We start from the raw sequence: 16,557 nt of genomic DNA, 5'->3' as shown, positions 1-16,557 counted from the left end.
GAAACTATGAGAAAAATAATTGTCGGTTCTAGACGTAGTAAATTAGCGATTACCCAAACGAACTGGGTTATCGATCAACTTAAAGGGCTTGGGGTCCCATACGAGTTCGAGGTGAAGGAAATTGTCACAAAGGGTGACCAAATCCTTGATGTTACACTTTCCAAGGTAGGCGGAAAGGGTTTATTCGTTAAAGAAATCGAACAAGCGATGCTTGATAAAGAAATTGATATGGCCGTACATAGTATGAAAGATATGCCTGCAGTGCTGCCTCCAGGCTTGACGATTGGCTGCATACCACCTAGGGAGGACCATCGGGATGCCTTGATTTCAAAGAACCATGAAACTCTTTCCGAACTGAAGCCCGGTTCCATCATAGGTACAAGCAGCTTGCGCCGCGGCGCGCAAATTTTGGCTAGAAGGCCGGACCTTGAAATTAAATGGATTCGCGGTAATATCGATACCCGTCTGAATAAGCTGAAAACGGAAGATTATGATGCCATCATTTTAGCAGCGGCCGGACTATCAAGAATGGGATGGGAACAGGACATCGTAACGGAATTTTTAGATGAGGATATTTGCATTCCGGCAGTTGGACAAGGAGCACTTTCCATTGAATGCCGCGCAGATGACAAGGATCTGTTGGCGGAACTTGCGAAATTGACCTGTGAAAAAACGAAAAGAACGGTTGAAGCGGAACGTGCCTTTTTGGATAAAATGGAAGGCGGATGCCAGGTGCCGATTGCCGGATTTGCGGTGGCAAAAGAAAATGGATCCGTTTCGTTGACGGCTTTGGTCGCTGCCCCGGATGGAAAGGTGATTTATAAAGAAATGGTTGAGGGCGCTGATCCCGAGGCGGTTGGGCATGCTGCAGCCAAACAGATTAGTGAAATGGGCGGTAAAGCATTGATCGATCGCGTAAAAGAAGAGCTTGATCAGTAATGAATCCCGTTCAACCTCTTAAGGATTATCAGGTATTAATCACCAGAGGGAAAGGACAGGCAGATGGTTTAAAAGAGTCGATCGAAAAAAATGGCGGAACGCCGCTTCTTGTGCCATTGCTTGAGTTCACTCTTCCTGATCATTTGGAAGATGTACAACAGCGGTTAGAAGAGTTGCTTACATATGACTGGATCATTCTGACCAGTCAAAATGGGGTGGATTTCTTCTTTAAGCTACTTGGAGACCAGCCTTTAAACCTTCCGAAAATAGCCGTAATCGGCTCCAAAACAGAAGCGGCCCTGAAACGGCATGGATATAAGGCGGATTTCGTTCCAGCTCAGTTTGTTGCGGAAGGGTTCGTGGCGGAGTTCAATACCCGGCTTGATCCGGGGGCACGCGTGCTGCTGGCAAAAGGAAATCTCGCAAGGGCAGTCATTGCGGAGGCGATCAATGAAGCTGGTGCATCTTGTGATGAAGTGATTATTTATCATACAGTGCTTCCCCGAAGCAGTGAAAAAAAACTGGTGCGTCTTATAAAGAACCATGAAATCGACATCATAACCTTTACGAGTTCATCGACGGTCAATCATTTTTTGCAGATCATGAAACGCCATGAATTGGATACATACATAGACCGGATCATCATCGCCTGCATCGGGCCGATTGCCGCTAAAACAGCTGAAAAACATGGGCTATCCGTCGATGTCTGTCCAGATGTATATACGACGGATGCCATGGTTGCGGAGTTAATACGCTTCATCTTGAAAAGAAGTAAAAAGGGAGGAACTTTAAAATGAAAAACATTCCATTCAATCGCCACCGTCGCTTGCGTGCAAGTGCTGGCATGAGGGCATTAGTCCGTGAAACGCAATTGCATAAAGAGGATTTGATCTATCCGATCTTCGTCATCGACGGGGAAAATGTGAAAAATGAAATCAACTCCATGCCAGGCATCTATCAGCTATCGATGGATAATCTGGGGGCCGAAATGGATGAAGTCGTGAGTCTGGGAATCAAATCAGTCATTTTATTCGGTGTCCCTTTTGATCATGATAAAGACGAACAAGGCACAGGGGCATTTCATCACAACGGACTTGTGCAAGAGGCAACCCGCTTTATTAAAAAACAATATCCAGAAGTTATTGTCATTGCGGATACCTGCCTTTGTGAGTATACAAGCCATGGCCATTGCGGGGTCGTTGAAGGGGAAAAAATCCTTAATGACGCTTCTCTTGACCTTCTTGCCAAAACGGCAATCAGCCAGGCAGAGGCCGGCGCCGATATCATTGCGCCTTCCAATATGATGGACGGTTTCGTTGCGGCCATCCGTACAGGTCTGGATGAAGCGGGGTATGAAGATATTCCGATCATGTCCTATGCGGTGAAATACGCTTCGGCTTTTTACGGCCCATTCCGTGATGCTGCGAATGGTGCGCCACAATTTGGCGACAGGAAAACTTACCAAATGGATCCCGCCAATCGCCTTGAAGCATTCCGTGAGGCTGAATCCGATGTTGCTGAAGGTGCGGATTTCCTAATCGTGAAACCAGCCCTTTCCTACATGGACATCATCAGGGACGTTAAGAATAACTTTAATCTTCCGGTTGTTTCCTATAATGTCAGCGGTGAATATTCAATGGTCAAGGCTGCTGCCCAAAATGGCTGGATTGATGAAAAAGCGATAGTGATGGAAATGCTGACAGGCTTGAAACGCGCAGGTTCCGACTTGATCATTACGTATTTTTCAAAAGAGGTAGCACGCTGGATAAACGAAGATAATCAATGATATAAAAAATATAACCTGTAATGGAAAAAGGGGATGGAATCATGCGGTCATATGAAAAATCGAAAAAAGCGTTTGCCGAAGCAAAAAATTTGATGCCAGGCGGCGTGAACAGCCCGGTACGTGCCTTTAAATCTGTGGACATGGATCCCATTTTCATGGAGCGTGGAAAAGGCTCAAAAATGTATGATATCGATGGAAATGAATATATCGACTATGTTCTATCATGGGGACCGCTTATCCTTGGTCACACGAATGACCGTGTCGTGGAATCATTGAAAAAGGTAGCGGAATCAGGTACAAGCTTCGGGACTTCTACGCTGATCGAGAATGAACTGGCCAAGTTGGTCATTGAACGGGTACCATCGATTGAAATGATCCGGATGGTATCTTCAGGAACCGAAGCGACGATGAGTGCACTAAGGCTGGCACGAGGCATTACAGGCCGGGATAAAATCCTGAAATTCGAAGGTTCCTATCATGGCCATGGCGATTCATTGCTAATCAAAGCGGGTTCAGGCGTTGCAACGTTAGGTTTACCGGATAGCCCTGGAGTACCGGAAGGCATTGCTAAAAATACGATTACCGTGGCATATAATGATCTTGCTGCAACCAAATATGCGTTTGAACAATTTGGCGAAGACATCGCTTGCATCATCGTGGAACCTGTTGCAGGGAACATGGGCGTGGTTCCGCCACAACCTGGTTTCCTTGAAGGCTTACGTGAAGTAACGACCCAATACGGGGCTTTATTGATCTTTGACGAAGTTATGACAGGGTTCCGTGTCGGCTATAATTGTGCACAAGGCTATTTTGGCATCGTACCTGACCTGACTTGCCTTGGGAAAGTAATTGGCGGCGGATTGCCTGTCGGAGCATTCGGAGGCAAGCGCGAATTCATGGAACAGATTGCCCCGAGTGGGACAATCTATCAAGCAGGGACATTATCTGGTAATCCTCTTGCGATGACGGCTGGCCTTGAAACGCTGAGCCAATTGACTCCAGAATCCTATGATGAGTTCACCCGAAAAGGGGATATGCTCGAAAAAGGAATTGGAGAAGCAGCGGAAAAGTACGGAGTTCCCCATACATTCAACCGTGCCGGTTCCATGATTGGACTTTTCTTTACTAATGAAGAAGTCATAAACTATGATACAGCCAAAACATCCGACTTAGAGTTCTTTGCTTCTTACTATAGGGAAATGGCGAATCAAGGCATCTACTTGCCGCCATCACAGTTTGAAGGTTTATTCCTTTCCACTGCACATAGTGATGAAGATATCGAAAAGACCATTGCAGCGGCAGAACAGGCTTTTGCAAAATTAAAAAAATGATGCAAGTCGTCATGAACTACCGCTATATTAGATATAAATAATTTGAACTGGCTACCTTTCTCCAAAGGCTTTTGGAGAAAGGTAGCCAGTTTTTTTGAATTCAATCATTAATGGAAGAGACGAATCAAAAGTAGGAGGCCGAATGAATTGGTAGAATTCCCGAATGTAGATAGGCCGAATTAATAAGACGGTAGCCCGGATCATGCCGGATTTTTCAGCCCGATTGATACAATCCTGCCTAAAAATTGGATCTCCTTCTTATTAAAAGGCTTAGGAAAGATAAGGAGTATTGCAAATGAAATTAAGGAATAATCAGCTTCCTTCCTTCATAGATTGGTATTGGTATAGGTACCGTTTCCTGAAGCTGAAAGGAGGAGTTGTCTTGTCGCAAGAAAATGAATCGTATTTACGATTTTCTTTAGAGGAATCCGTTTGGTTCCAGAAGGGACAGGAAGTGGCTGAGCTATATTCCATTTCCCTTGATCCGAATGTGGCGATTCAAGAAAGTGATCAATATGTTTATATACGAGGCTCGTTAGATTTAAGCGGTGAATACAAAGGCTCGCAAAATGGTGAAGAAGAGGAGTTTTCGCAGACCTTTTTGCCAAAAGCGGTTCAAAAGGTCGAGAGGCATCTCGATGGACTTAATGAGTTCACACACCGTTTTCCGGTTGATATAACGATTCCGAATAATCGGATTGCCTCATTGGATGAGGTCGATGTCTCGATTCAAAGCTTTGATTATGCCATGCCAGAGCATAACTGTTTGAAATTGCAGGCAGACCTTTTGATAACCGGAATCTATAATGATTCATATGTGGAAGAACGTTACGATACTGAGCAGGAAGTTGGGGAAACAGAGGAACAGGAAGAAACGGATGGGGAGGAAAATGAGTCATATATTCCTTATGCAGCTGCAGTGCCGCCAATCCCGGATTTTCAGCCTATTTTCCGTGATGAGGAGGAAGAAGAGTTATACGCGCCTTTTACTGCAGAATCAAAACGAGTTTCCGAAGCAAACGAAGAAGAAGAAGAGGAACCGATTTTTTTAAGCGATCAGCATAATGCCCCAGTTTTTGAAATGCCCGTTTCACCATATCCGGAAGAGGAGGAGTGGGAAGCGGAAGTGCATAGAGAGGAAGAAGCTGTAGAAGAAGAAGTAATCGGCGATCCTCCTGACTCCGCGGAAAAAGTACCTTCAATGGGAGAGGCAAAACTGGAGGAAGTACCAAGCAGTCAGGATTCCATGGAGAAGATGGAGATTCCTAAGGTGACATTGAGAGAAGATGTAGTGGAAGAGCCAAATCATGCAACCAAGCATCAAAATAGCCCTGTTTCGAATATAGAATCCGAGGATGTTATCCGGCAGGGAGAAGATGACGTTGCAGCGGGCCCTATCCTTAATGAGAATGTGAAGGTGGAACAGGAAGAGGAATCCAATTCGTCCATAAGAGATCTATTCAAAAAGAGGGAAAGACCAGCGCCTCCGGCTAAGGATGGTAAGAATTTCAAAGGCAGGAAACAAGCCGCGGAACGTGATGATAAAGAAACGGCCAATCATGATGAAAAGCAGCTATCCATCATGGATTTATTCGGACGGAAACAAGAAGAAGAACTAGTAAGGATGAAGGTTTGCATTGTTCAGCAAGGGGAAACGCTTGATGACTTGGCTCAACGATATGATGTTACGGTTCAATCGATACTTTTCAGCAATGAATTGGAGTCGAATCAGAACGTCCATGAAGGGCAAGTCATCTATATACCGAAGGCGGTTGCATATAAGAATTGACCAGGACAGAGAGCAGAGCATATGGTCTGCTCCTGTTTTTTAGGTGCTAGAGGAATCGGATCGTTTAGTTTTTTAGAGAAAGTGAGTGAGTCTCGTGAGGGAAAACGAGAATCAGCAGCCTGCCAATCGGGATTGGGACGCGGAGACCGTATTGAAGGAATATGCCATGTATGTACAATATATTGAGGACTTCGGACGTGTAAAAAAAGTTTACAGTGATCGTGGTACATTTGCCTTGAAATCCATGTTACCGCAGAACGGCATTGATTTTATCAAAAATGTTCAAAAATTGTACCATCGCGGCTATAACCGGATCGTTCCCATTTATCAAACGATGGATCAGCGTTACGCCGTTCTTCATAATGGACGTTTGTATTACCTGATGCCCTGGCTCAATAATGATAGGGACGGGGAGCGCGATGAAAATCATAAGCAAATGTTCAGGGAGCTCGCTCGGATGCATACACTTTCCGTTAAGGAAATACAAGTGGATATCGATGAACGGGAAGCCCATTATGAGCGGACGCTTGATGCCTGGAATAACGAGAAGGAATTCATAGATGAGTATATTGTCAGCTGTGAAAAGAAGTGGTATATGTCTCCATTCGAACTGACGGTTTGTTCTTTCTACACTGATATTTCACAGGCGCTGAGGTACTCGATCAAGAAATTTGAAACCTGGTATGAAAAAACGAAGGATAGTGAAAAGGTTCGAACCGTCGTCACGCACGGAAAGGTTTCCATGAAGCATTTCGTTTATGATGAGCGGGGTTATGGCTACTTCATCAATTTTGAGAATTCGAATACAGCTCCGCCGCATTTCGATTTACTGCCATTTCTCGTTAAATCGGCCAGGACCTATCCTGTCCAATGCGATGACTGCGTTGACTGGCTATATAACTATTTTCGTTATTTTCCGTTGAAAGAAGAAGAATTGCTGCTCATGCAAAGCTATCTGGCATTCCCTGGGTCAGCTTTGGAATTAGTGAAGGGTTACTCCGATGGCACGGGCCATCGTTCAGAGCTAGATAATGTTACACAACTGCAGCGGCAATTTTGGCTTTTGAAAAATATTGAATATATGGTGATGAAAATTGAAGAAATCGAACAGCAGAAAAAGGCTGCCGCCGAGGCTGCCAAAGAAGAACAATCACCCCCAAGCTAAATATACATGATTGGATCATCTCCAGTCATGTATATTTTTTTGCTGTAAGGGAATACTTAAATCCATTCGAAATACAAAGACATGGCCAGGAAAATAAAGGCGATTAGCAGGAGCATATCGAAGAAAGTCGGGAAAATCAGCGTACGTAATCCTTGGAACACAATAAAGGGGAAGATGAACTGCTGGCAGACACCGCGGAATTTCTTCACCCAAGGCGGTAAAGTATAGGGAGTATATCTTCGCTTCATAATATTACCTTCCTTTTTAGGACTTCTTATATTGTATGGGTGGGCAGTGGAAAAGGTGAAACAGCCGTCACATTCACTGTTTCTGGCGGATAAAATAAAGAAAATGAACTTGAATTGTATCAAAAGGGATGATTCCTGAGAAAGTAAGCGAAAAGATGATTGACTCGAGCCCCATGTTTTTTGTACTATATACTATATGCATTCAATGATTTTACATATGAATATAAATCAATGCAAAGACCGGAAATAGTAAGATGAAATGCACTTTTCAGAGAGGAAACCAAATTGGTGCGAGGTTTCCAGGCAGCAGCATCCGAAGTCGTCCGCGAGCAGTCTTCGTGAACCTCTTAGTAGCGAAGGCCGGTGAAGAGCCGTTATCCGATTTGAGAGCCGAAAGAGATTTTTTTCTTTTTCGGAAAAAAGGTGGCACCGCGAACAACTTCCTTCGTCCTTTTGTGATGATGGAAGTTTTTTTATGCCCAAAAAGGAGGAAATGTTATGGAAGAGAACCAAATTTCTATGCCGACTAAATATGATCCGCAGACGATAGAGAAAGGCCGCTACAAATGGTGGCTTGATGGAAAGTTTTTCGAAACGACGGTTGACGATAAAAAAGAACCATATACGATTGTCATCCCGCCGCCTAACGTGACAGGTAAGCTTCATCTTGGCCACGCTTGGGATACGACGCTTCAAGATATATTGACACGCATGAAGAGGATGCAAGGCTATGACGTTTTATGGTTACCGGGCATGGACCATGCCGGTATCGCCACTCAAGCGAAAGTAGAACAAAAACTTCGTGCGGAAGGCGTGAGCCGTTATGACCTTGGGCGAGAAAAATTCGTCGAAGAGACTTGGAAATGGAAAGAGGAATATGCGAGCCATATCCGTGATCAATGGTCAAAGCTCGGTCTTGGACTTGATTATACACGTGAACGCTTCACTCTTGATGAAGGGCTTTCAAAAGCTGTGCGCGAAGTGTTCGTTTCGCTTTATAACAAGGGCTTGATTTATCGCGGCGAATACATCATCAACTGGGATCCATCAACGAAAACGGCGTTATCCGATATCGAGGTTATTTACAAAGATGTGCAGGGCGCATTTTACCATATGAAATATCCTTTGGTTGACGGATCAGGAGAAATTGAAATTGCCACCACCCGTCCAGAAACTATGCTTGGCGATACTGCTGTGGCTGTACACCCTGAAGATGACCGTTATAAACACTTGATCGGCAAAATGGTCCGCTTGCCAATTACAGGCCGGGAAATCCCGATTGTCGGTGATGATTATGTCGATATGGAATTCGGTTCAGGCGCGGTCAAAATTACTCCGGCTCATGATCCGAATGACTTCGAAATCGGGAACCGTCACGATTTGGAACGCATCCTTGTCATGCATGAAGATGGCTCGATGAATGAAAAGGCTGGTAAATATGAAGGCATGGACCGTTTTGAATGCCGGAAACAAATCGTCAAGGACCTTCAGGAAGAAGGAGTACTTTTCAAAATCGAAGATCACCTTCACTCAGTCGGCCATTCAGAGAGAAGCGGTGCTGTTGTTGAACCGTATCTTTCGACTCAATGGTTCGTTAAAATGCAGCCGTTGGCTGATGCATCCGTTGAGCTTCAAAAAGGAACCGATGAGGAAAAAGTTCATTTCGTACCGGACCGTTTCGAAAAAACGTACCTGCATTGGATGGAAAATATCCGCGACTGGTGCATTTCCCGTCAGCTTTGGTGGGGTCACCGCATTCCAGCCTGGTACCATAAAGAAACAGGTGAAGTGTATGTAGGTCACGAAGAACCTGCGGACGCTGAAAACTGGGAACAAGATACAGATGTTCTTGATACATGGTTCAGCTCGGCATTATGGCCGTTCTCGACTATGGGCTGGCCTGACAAGGACAATGTCGATTTCCAACGCTACTATCCAACCGGGGCACTTGTGACAGGCTATGATATCATTTTCTTCTGGGTATCGCGGATGATTTTCCAAGCTCTTGAGTTCACAGGTGAACGTCCATTTGAAGATGTGCTGATACACGGTCTGGTTCGTGACGAACAGGGGCGCAAGATGAGTAAATCGCTTGGCAATGGTGTCGATCCGATGGATGTAATCGATCAATACGGTGCCGATTCGCTGCGTTACTTCTTATCCACGGGCAGCTCGCCAGGCCAGGACCTTCGTTATAGCACGGAAAAAGTGGAAGCGGTTTGGAACTTCTCCAATAAGATTTGGAACGCATCCCGTTTTGCTTTGATGAACATGAACGGCATGACTTATGACGAAATCGATTTAAGCGGTGAGAAGTCTGTAGCTGATAAATGGATCTTGACGCGTTTGAATGAAACGATTTCAAACGTAACCAGACTTGCGGACCGTTATGAGTTTGGTGAAGTGGGCCGTGTGCTTTACAACTTCATTTGGGATGATTTCTGTGACTGGTATATTGAAATGGCGAAGCTTCCGCTATATGGCGAAGACGAAGCAGCTAAGAAGACGACGCGCTCGATCTTGGCTTATGTACTGGATAATACGATGAGATTGTTACACCCGTTCATGCCATTCATTACCGAAGAAATCTGGCAGAACCTACCGCATCAAGGTGAGTCCATCACTGTTGCCGCTTGGCCGGAAGTGAATGAAGGGTTGACGGATACAGTTGCAGCAGAGGAAATGAAGCTGCTGGTTGAAATCATCCGCTCAGTCCGTAATATCCGTGCTGAGGTGAACACACCGCTAAGCAAAAAAATCAATTTAATCTTAAAAGCGAAAGATGAATCCATCTTAGGGACTTTACAGAAAAACAGCAGCTATATCGAGCGTTTCTGTAATCCTGAACAATTGACGATCGGAATCGAAGTCGAAGAGCCTGCTCAAGCCATGACAGCTGTCGTAACTGGCGTAGAGCTAATCCTTCCGCTTACAGGACTGATCAATATTGACGAAGAAGTGAAACGTCTTGAAAAAGAACTCGACAAACTTAATAAAGAAGTTGAGCGCGTACAGAAAAAATTGGGCAACGAGGGCTTCGTTAAAAAGGCGCCGGCAAGCGTCATCGAAGAAGAACGTGCCAAGGAAAAAGACTATAGCGAAAAACGCGACTCTGTAATCCACAGGATCAGCGAACTGAAACAACTGTAAAACAAAAGGATGAACCAGCTTGAAGCCGGTTCATCCTTTTTGTGTTTAAACGCTATTCAAGAAAAATATTCCATTAGGATGAAATTCTTTCTTTTATAAATGAAAGGTACTCCCGTACGATATTCATATCACTTAGTGCACTTAATGTCCGGCTGCCGACGACATCCTCGATTTCGTTAAGCATGAGGCTGCCATCTTCCGCCAATATGAAATCGATACCGACCAGGCCAAAATCAAACGAACTCATTACCCTTTCAACAAGGGCTAATTCAGATGCAGTCAGCTCATATAGAGAAGCCGATCCGCCCAGCGTATAATTTGCCTTGAAACTGGAAGCGGATTCCCTAAGTACAGCAGCCTTCACTTTTTTCCCAACCACAAAGACGCGGATATCCCTGCCGAATAAGCCAGGTTTTTGGACTATCCAATTTCCATCATCCAGTTCGGCAAGATCATCGGCATGCTCGATTAGATATACTTGTTTCCCGCCGCGACCACTTGTTTCCTTAGCAATGAAAGGGAACTCCATGTCATCGGCACTCGGCCTCCCGTTACAATATACGGTATCGGCCATTGGAATCCCGAGCGAGGACAAATATTGATGCGTCTTTGCTTTGTCGTTCGCGATTTCCGATACGAAGGAGGAGTTAAAGCAAGCAATCCCCAGTTGCTCAAGTTGCTTTGTAAAAAAAGGGTCGATGGTCCGGACGATAGCAAAGTCCGGCAATGAAATGGGCTGTGTCACATGTTCCACGTACAACTCGTTGAAACGATGACCGATCCTAAGGTCTTCCCGAAAGTGAAAGTGTAAATCAAGATCAAGCTTACTTGCTTCATTAAGCATCCAATCTATGTATCCCTTATTCTTCAAGGCATCTTCACGGTTATAAATCAACCAGCCTGCTTGTTTTTTCATCAGATGCACTTCCTTTTCCTAATTCTTTCAAGATATAATCGAACATGCTATCAGCGATGTTGATGCCTGTACATTCATAAATATTCAGTAAATGCGAATTCGAATTCACTTCGCACAAAAGCGGACCTTCTTCACCGAACAACAAATCGACGCCAGCGAAGTCGGCACCCAGAATTTGCGCACATCGGATGGCAAGTTGTGCTTCTTCACTGGTGGGTATATATGGTGCAGCCTGTCCCCCGGCAGTCATATTAGCTCGGAAGTCTTGCTCGGAATGGCGTTGCATCGCTGCTATGACTTGATTGCCCACGACATTCACACGAATGTCCCGACCTTTGCTGTGCTTGATGAATTCCTGGAGTATAAATGGCTTGTGGCCAAGATCATGGATCGTCTTTAGTAACTCATCCTCTGTTGGGATTAAATATACTTGTTCCCCAAAAGAACCGTATGCTTCCTTAACGACAAGGGGATACCCAAGTTCATTGCCGATTTGCATGAAAGCATCCATATGGCCCCTTTCTATCCCTTCGTAGGTAAAAGGGGGAAATATGGTTTTCGGCATCGGTATGCCATGGCCGGTCAATGCTTGATGTGTTTTTGCTTTGCTGTCGCAAATATCAATCGCTGTACTGCTGTTATATACGGGGATGCCGAGCAATTCCAAATGGCGCGCCAAATGAATGTCTTTATCCATGAACAGGACAAAATCTGGCAGCTTATCAAAGGCACCTTTAAGCAGCGGCACTCCTTTTTCGATAATGGGAAAGAGATCTGAATTCCGGATAAGGGTTGCCATGATATCTTTCCTTTCAGCCGCCTCTTTAATGAACAAAGCCAAACTGGAAAACTTATCATGCTGTAAATAGCCGTTAACGACAATCCAACAGTGGAAATCTGAAGGTTTCATGGTAAAACACTACCTTTCATCTAGGTTAATCGTTCATATATTGATAAAATAATCTTAACGCATAAGAGCGGTATAAAGAAAGAGGAGGCTCAACGATAATGGTAACAACCATGAAAGAAATCAATCATTTTTTTGAACGGCGCCAAGTTCAATTGGGCATGAATTTTGGCCTATCACGAATGGAAACATTGTTAACTGAATTAGGTGACCCGCACAAGGCACTAAAGTATATTCACATTGCAGGATCCAACGGGAAAGGGTCAACACTGCAATATATTAAAGAAATCCTGCTTGCCCAAGGCATTCGGGTCGCTTCCTTCACTTCGCCTTATTTAATACGGATGAATGAGCAGCTGAAGATAAACGAGGATGAAATCAGTGATAAGGATTTTATCGCTGTCTTCCAGGAGCTTTGGCCGATCATCCAAGGAATGGACAGTAAGGGGAATGGTCCCACTCAGTTCGAAATTTTGACTGCCATGGCATTCTCTTATTTTAGCAAAAAGGAAGTGGATTTGGTTTTGATGGAAACCGGTTTGGGAGGCAGGCTCGATACAACGAATGTCATCCAGCCGTTTCTTTCGATCATTACCTCGATTTCTTTGGAACATACGAACATCCTGGGAAACACACTTGGGGAAATTGCTTTTGAGAAGGCGGGTATCATTAAAAGCGGGGCGCCGATCATTAGCGGAGTCACAGCCGGGGAACCAGCAAAAGTAATTGAAGAAAAAGCGTCGTCATTAGGCGTACCTTATTACCAATTAGGCAAAGACTTTCATGTAGGCAAAATAAAGCAAAGTGAACGAGGGCAAAGTTTCTCCTTTTCGCTTGCAGACAGGTCCATCGAAAATGTGGAAATGCGGATGTTAGGGCGCCATCAAATGGAGAATGCGGCACTGGCCATTGCTGCTGTCACATTAGGAATGGAAAATATCGATGAAAAAAGCATACTTAAGGGAATAGGGGAAGCGAAATGGGATGGCCGCTTTGAAAAAATATCGGATGAGCCATTGGTGATCATTGATGGTGCACATAATCCTGCCGGCATCGACGTACTGAAGGAAACGCTAAAAGTGCATTACCCCGACTATAAGTACCGGTTCGTATTCAGTTCATTTAAAGATAAAAATTATTCCGAGATGCTTCATGGACTGGAAACGGAAGCGATGGAAATCATCATTACCGAATTCGACCATGAACGGGCGGCGGATGCGAAAACGCTTTATGAAAAGTGCAGTCATCCAAATAAAAGTATAAACAGGGATTGGCAGGCGGCAATAACGGAAGGCAGAAGGAAAACAGGAGGAAAAGAGATCCTTGTCATCACAGGGTCCCTTCATTTCCTTTCACTTGTGAGGGAGTTCCTGATTAGAGAAGGTGCCTAAAGGGATGTGCCTTTACCGGCGGACTAATGATCTTTCCCGAATGTTGAGAAATGAGGCACTTTATCATGGAAACCAAAGCCTAGGAACCAACGGTAAGCCATATTTGTTTCAACTTCTTCAACTGTTATACGCATTTAACGAATACCGAAGTAATATTGAATGAAAGTCAGTTTGACTAATATAACACTAGATCAGTACTTGGGCGTCCTATCTCTGAATACAAATCTTTCACCAAGTCATAAATGAAAGTGAAGTCAATGACAGCCTCAATTTTACGAACCAAATGGTTCGCAGGCACCAGTTGATCTAAAGTAATCATTTCAAGTTGATCACGCTGAATAGAATCATATTTAGAAAGCATCCTCATCACCTGGCAAAAGGGTTCTATCTATAAGTTAAAACAAAGTTGATTGGAACGGAAGGTACGAGACTCCTGCGGGAGAAGCGAGTCCAAGGGAGACCCCGCAGGCGCAAAGGCGCCGAGGAGGCTCCCGGACCGCCCGCGGAAAGCGAGTGCCTGGAGTGGAAATTAACGTTCAAATTGCACAAACCCCTAAAAAACTGTAGACAAACTCTATTTTCATCGAGTTTGTCTACAGTCTGAGAAAAGGATCTTTTCAAAGGTCCTTTTCTCTTGTTAACAGAGTCTCTTGAAAAGAAAAAACTCTAATAGAGTGATTGATAACAAATCACCAAGTATATTTGTTAAAATATGTTTATATATTGGTTCTATATGACAGATGAATAGTAGGATCTACTTAATAAAATAACGGGAGGAATGATAATCATGAAGAACCGAAGTGATTATTACATAGCGGAAGGGACTTTTATATCAGGGTTTCACAGAAAGGCAATCGAATCCTCATGCACTATGTATAAATGATGGTTATCCATATCTATCTCTTCGTTTTGGGCTTAATTTTAGGCTCATTCTTCAACGTTGTCGGTTTAAGTGTTCCAGCTAGTCATTCATTTGCTAATCGTCGCTCCGCCTGCCCTTCTTGCGGGCGTACATTGACATTCTTCGAGTTGATACCGGTTATTTCTTATATGTTGCAAGAAGGGAAATGCCGTGGCTGTAAAACAAGGATTTCACCCCTTTATCCGGCAGTGGAAATGCTGACCGGTGTTTTGTTTACCTCTGCTCCCATCTTCCTTGGCTGGTCGGACGAACTCTTGATTGGCTGGACATTGATTTCATTATTTATGATCATCTTCGTGACTGATGTCGCCTATATGCTCATTCCTGATAAAATCCTGCTTTTCTTTACGGTGATTTTTATCGTTCTAAGATTCCCCTTTCCGCTGTCGCCCTGGTGGGATTCAATTGTCGGGGCAGCGGTTGGCTTTAGCTTGCTGTTATTGATCGCTGTCGTGAGCAAGGGTGGCATGGGCGGTGGTGATATCAAGCTATTTGCAGTGATTGGCTTTGTACTGGGAATGAAAATGGTGCTATTATCGTTTCTTTTTGCGTGCTTTTATGGGGCATTTCTTGGCATTATCGGATTGCTGACCGGAATCCTAAAAAAGAAAACACTTATTCCTTTCGGACCGTATATCGTTTTTGGGACATTGACTGCTTATTTTTGGGGCGATGCCCTTTTACATTGGTATGTAGCTTTTTTAAGGTGAGCTTATAGGGCCATTCTAATGCAAGAGGAATTTGTCAAAAATCACCTGAACAATAGCGAAGTAGGGAACTATCCCCAAATGGCTGCAAGTGGAGATGACATGAAAGAAGAGTATATGTAATTGGTGAGTGGCGATATGGAATGGTTCATGAACCGGAAGTACCAGTACCTTGGAAACCTTGGTTGGCTACCCATATATGAATAGGGAAATTTGACGAAACCTATTAATGACAAGACGACAAAAGTCTTGTTATTTTTTTTTACCTCTATGTTAGGATGAAAAAAATGATTTGGAGGGGAGGAAAAAAATTGGGCAAGCCGGAACAAAGCAAGGGTGTAACGATTAAAATAAATGGGGAAGAAAAAGTATTTCCAGATAAAAAGATTGAAAGTCAAGAGGCGGCGAGTAAGGAGCACGAACAGGAACACACAGATGAGAGTTTCGAATGGATACTCCCTGAGGATTCAAACGAAAACAAAATCGTATTGGTTCCCTCACCGCCGAAGAAGAAAATGCCGAAGTTCATCGGCTTTGGCACCAGTTCACTGAAAGGCCCGGATAAAAGACCGATCAAGACATTCTTGATCGCTGTCATTTGTGCCGTTTTTTTTGGGTCGATTCTCGGCTTGATCGCCGTTAAAACGATTACAAAGGAAAAAGCAGAAGTATCTTCGGTCGAGACCCCGATTCCAACGGAAGCCACTGTTGAGGATAAAAAAGCGGCAGTGACTGAACCAGGAAACCAGCTGAAGACATTCCTTGTACAGGGAGGAGTATTCAGCAGCGAGGATGCAGCAAGGCAAATACAAAAGAAAATCATTGAAAAGCAGGTTCCCGCTGAAATTTTCAAATTGGAAGAGAGCTATTATCTATTCTTGGGATCGGCAGAGAGTCTAGCTGCAAGTAAGGAGCTGGCCTTGTTCTTAAAGTCCTATGATGTGGACGTATATTGGAAGGAAATCAATTTAGAAGCGGCCGGGACAAGCCAGGGAGATGAGAAAACCCTCGATAAGATGAAGGCAGTATATGCTTCATTGGCAGAAACATCCGCAACTAAACTTCGTGGAAAGGAAGGGACGGTAAACGAAGAAACCCTGAAAAAAAATATGGAAGAACTGAAGGCGGCGAAATTATCGCCGGAGTTTTCAAAAATGAACGATGACCTGACTGCTGCCGCCAAGTCGATTGACGAATATGGGACTTCCAAAAATGAAGAAAAGCTATTCCAGGCTCAAGAAAGCCTGCTTGACTTTTTATTGAATTTCCAAAATATATCGAGTTAAGGAAAGAAAAAAGGGGGGGC

Annotated in this window: 13 protein-coding genes, 1 pseudogene and 1 other annotated feature; of the genes and pseudogenes, 10 read left to right on the top strand and 4 right to left on the bottom strand. The window is 44.1% G+C overall.

The genetic code is table 11. The features are described from left to right. The first annotated feature begins 6 nt into the window (after nt 1–6). The 6 genes from hemC to ysxE all read left to right on the top strand — a co-directional run bounded on the left by hemC (nt 7) and on the right by ysxE (nt 7,010). Nucleotides 7–939: a hydroxymethylbilane synthase gene (gene hemC / locus JNUCC41_RS00895; protein ID WP_192205969.1), complete on the top strand. Its 933-nt coding sequence runs from the start codon at nt 7–9 to the stop codon at nt 937–939. After that, nucleotides 939–1,736 carry a uroporphyrinogen-III synthase gene (locus tag JNUCC41_RS00890; protein ID WP_192205968.1) on the top strand — a complete coding sequence of 266 codons (798 nt, stop codon included), beginning with the start codon at nt 939–941 and terminating at the stop codon, nt 1,734–1,736. Before hemC ends, JNUCC41_RS00890 begins: the two co-directional genes overlap by 1 nt. Continuing rightward, a complete protein-coding gene (hemB, locus tag JNUCC41_RS00885; RefSeq protein WP_076364930.1) occupies nt 1,733–2,725 on the top strand; it encodes a porphobilinogen synthase in 993 nt (330 codons plus the stop codon). Before JNUCC41_RS00890 ends, hemB begins: the two co-directional genes overlap by 4 nt. Before the next feature lie 41 nt (nt 2,726–2,766). Continuing rightward, nucleotides 2,767–4,056: a glutamate-1-semialdehyde 2,1-aminomutase gene (hemL, locus tag JNUCC41_RS00880; RefSeq protein ID WP_192205967.1), complete on the top strand. Its 1,290-nt coding sequence runs from the start codon at nt 2,767–2,769 to the stop codon at nt 4,054–4,056. Between the two features lie 295 nt (nt 4,057–4,351). Then, nucleotides 4,352–5,845, top strand: a complete 1,494-nt coding sequence (gene spoVID, locus JNUCC41_RS00875) for a stage VI sporulation protein D (protein ID WP_192205966.1) — start codon at nt 4,352–4,354, stop codon at nt 5,843–5,845. Nucleotides 5,846–5,939: 94 nt separating this feature from the next. Beyond that, on the top strand, nt 5,940–7,010 hold the full coding sequence (gene ysxE / locus JNUCC41_RS00870) for a spore coat protein YsxE (RefSeq protein ID WP_228467479.1): 1,071 nt from the start codon (nt 5,940–5,942) through the stop codon (nt 7,008–7,010). A 56-nt stretch (nt 7,011–7,066) separates the two neighbouring features. Here the strand turns inward: ysxE and JNUCC41_RS00865 are convergent, their stop codons facing one another. Next, nucleotides 7,067–7,258 (bottom strand): hypothetical protein, encoded by a 192-nt coding sequence (locus tag JNUCC41_RS00865; protein ID WP_192205965.1) that lies wholly within the window; start codon nt 7,256–7,258, stop codon nt 7,067–7,069. A gap of 227 nt (nt 7,259–7,485) precedes the next feature. Further along, nucleotides 7,486–7,714: a binding site (T-box leader), on the top strand. A gap of 42 nt (nt 7,715–7,756) precedes the next feature. Here JNUCC41_RS00865 and JNUCC41_RS00860 point away from each other — a divergent pair. After that, nucleotides 7,757–10,408 (top strand): valine--tRNA ligase, encoded by a 2,652-nt coding sequence (locus JNUCC41_RS00860; RefSeq protein WP_192205964.1) that lies wholly within the window; start codon nt 7,757–7,759, stop codon nt 10,406–10,408. Between the two features lie 73 nt (nt 10,409–10,481). On the opposite strand, the gene JNUCC41_RS00855 is transcribed toward JNUCC41_RS00860, so the two are convergent. Next, entirely contained in the window at nt 10,482–11,324 is an 843-nt protein-coding gene (locus tag JNUCC41_RS00855; RefSeq protein ID WP_192205963.1) for an ATP-grasp domain-containing protein, read from the bottom strand. Then, the gene (locus tag JNUCC41_RS00850; protein WP_192205962.1) at nt 11,293–12,234 is read right to left on the bottom strand and encodes an ATP-grasp domain-containing protein; all 942 of its coding nucleotides are present in this window, start codon (nt 12,232–12,234) and stop codon (nt 11,293–11,295) included. The genes JNUCC41_RS00855 and JNUCC41_RS00850 overlap by 32 nt, the downstream gene beginning before the upstream one ends. A gap of 98 nt (nt 12,235–12,332) precedes the next feature. On the opposite strand from JNUCC41_RS00850, the gene JNUCC41_RS00845 reads away from it, so the two are divergent. Next, on the top strand, nt 12,333–13,622 hold the full coding sequence (locus JNUCC41_RS00845) for a bifunctional folylpolyglutamate synthase/dihydrofolate synthase (RefSeq protein WP_192205961.1): 1,290 nt from the start codon (nt 12,333–12,335) through the stop codon (nt 13,620–13,622). A 26-nt stretch (nt 13,623–13,648) separates the two neighbouring features. Here JNUCC41_RS00845 and JNUCC41_RS00840 read toward each other — a convergent pair. Continuing rightward, a pseudogene (locus JNUCC41_RS00840) lies at nt 13,649–13,983 on the bottom strand (transposase); the annotation flags it as partial. A gap of 518 nt (nt 13,984–14,501) precedes the next feature. On the opposite strand from JNUCC41_RS00840, the gene JNUCC41_RS00835 reads away from it, so the two are divergent. Beyond that, nucleotides 14,502–15,254 carry a prepilin peptidase gene (locus JNUCC41_RS00835; RefSeq protein WP_192205960.1) on the top strand — a complete coding sequence of 251 codons (753 nt, stop codon included), beginning with the start codon at nt 14,502–14,504 and terminating at the stop codon, nt 15,252–15,254. A gap of 308 nt (nt 15,255–15,562) precedes the next feature. Next, nucleotides 15,563–16,537 (top strand): hypothetical protein, encoded by a 975-nt coding sequence (locus JNUCC41_RS00830; protein ID WP_192205959.1) that lies wholly within the window; start codon nt 15,563–15,565, stop codon nt 16,535–16,537. Nucleotides 16,538–16,557: the final 20 nt, after the last annotated feature.

It is taken from the genome of Brevibacillus sp. JNUCC-41 (assembly GCF_014844095.1).
Lineage (GTDB): Bacteria > Bacillota > Bacilli > Bacillales > DSM-1321 > Peribacillus > Peribacillus aracenensis.
Note: the sequence above shows the minus strand (reverse complement) of the source record. Positions and strands in the feature narration are given on the sequence as shown.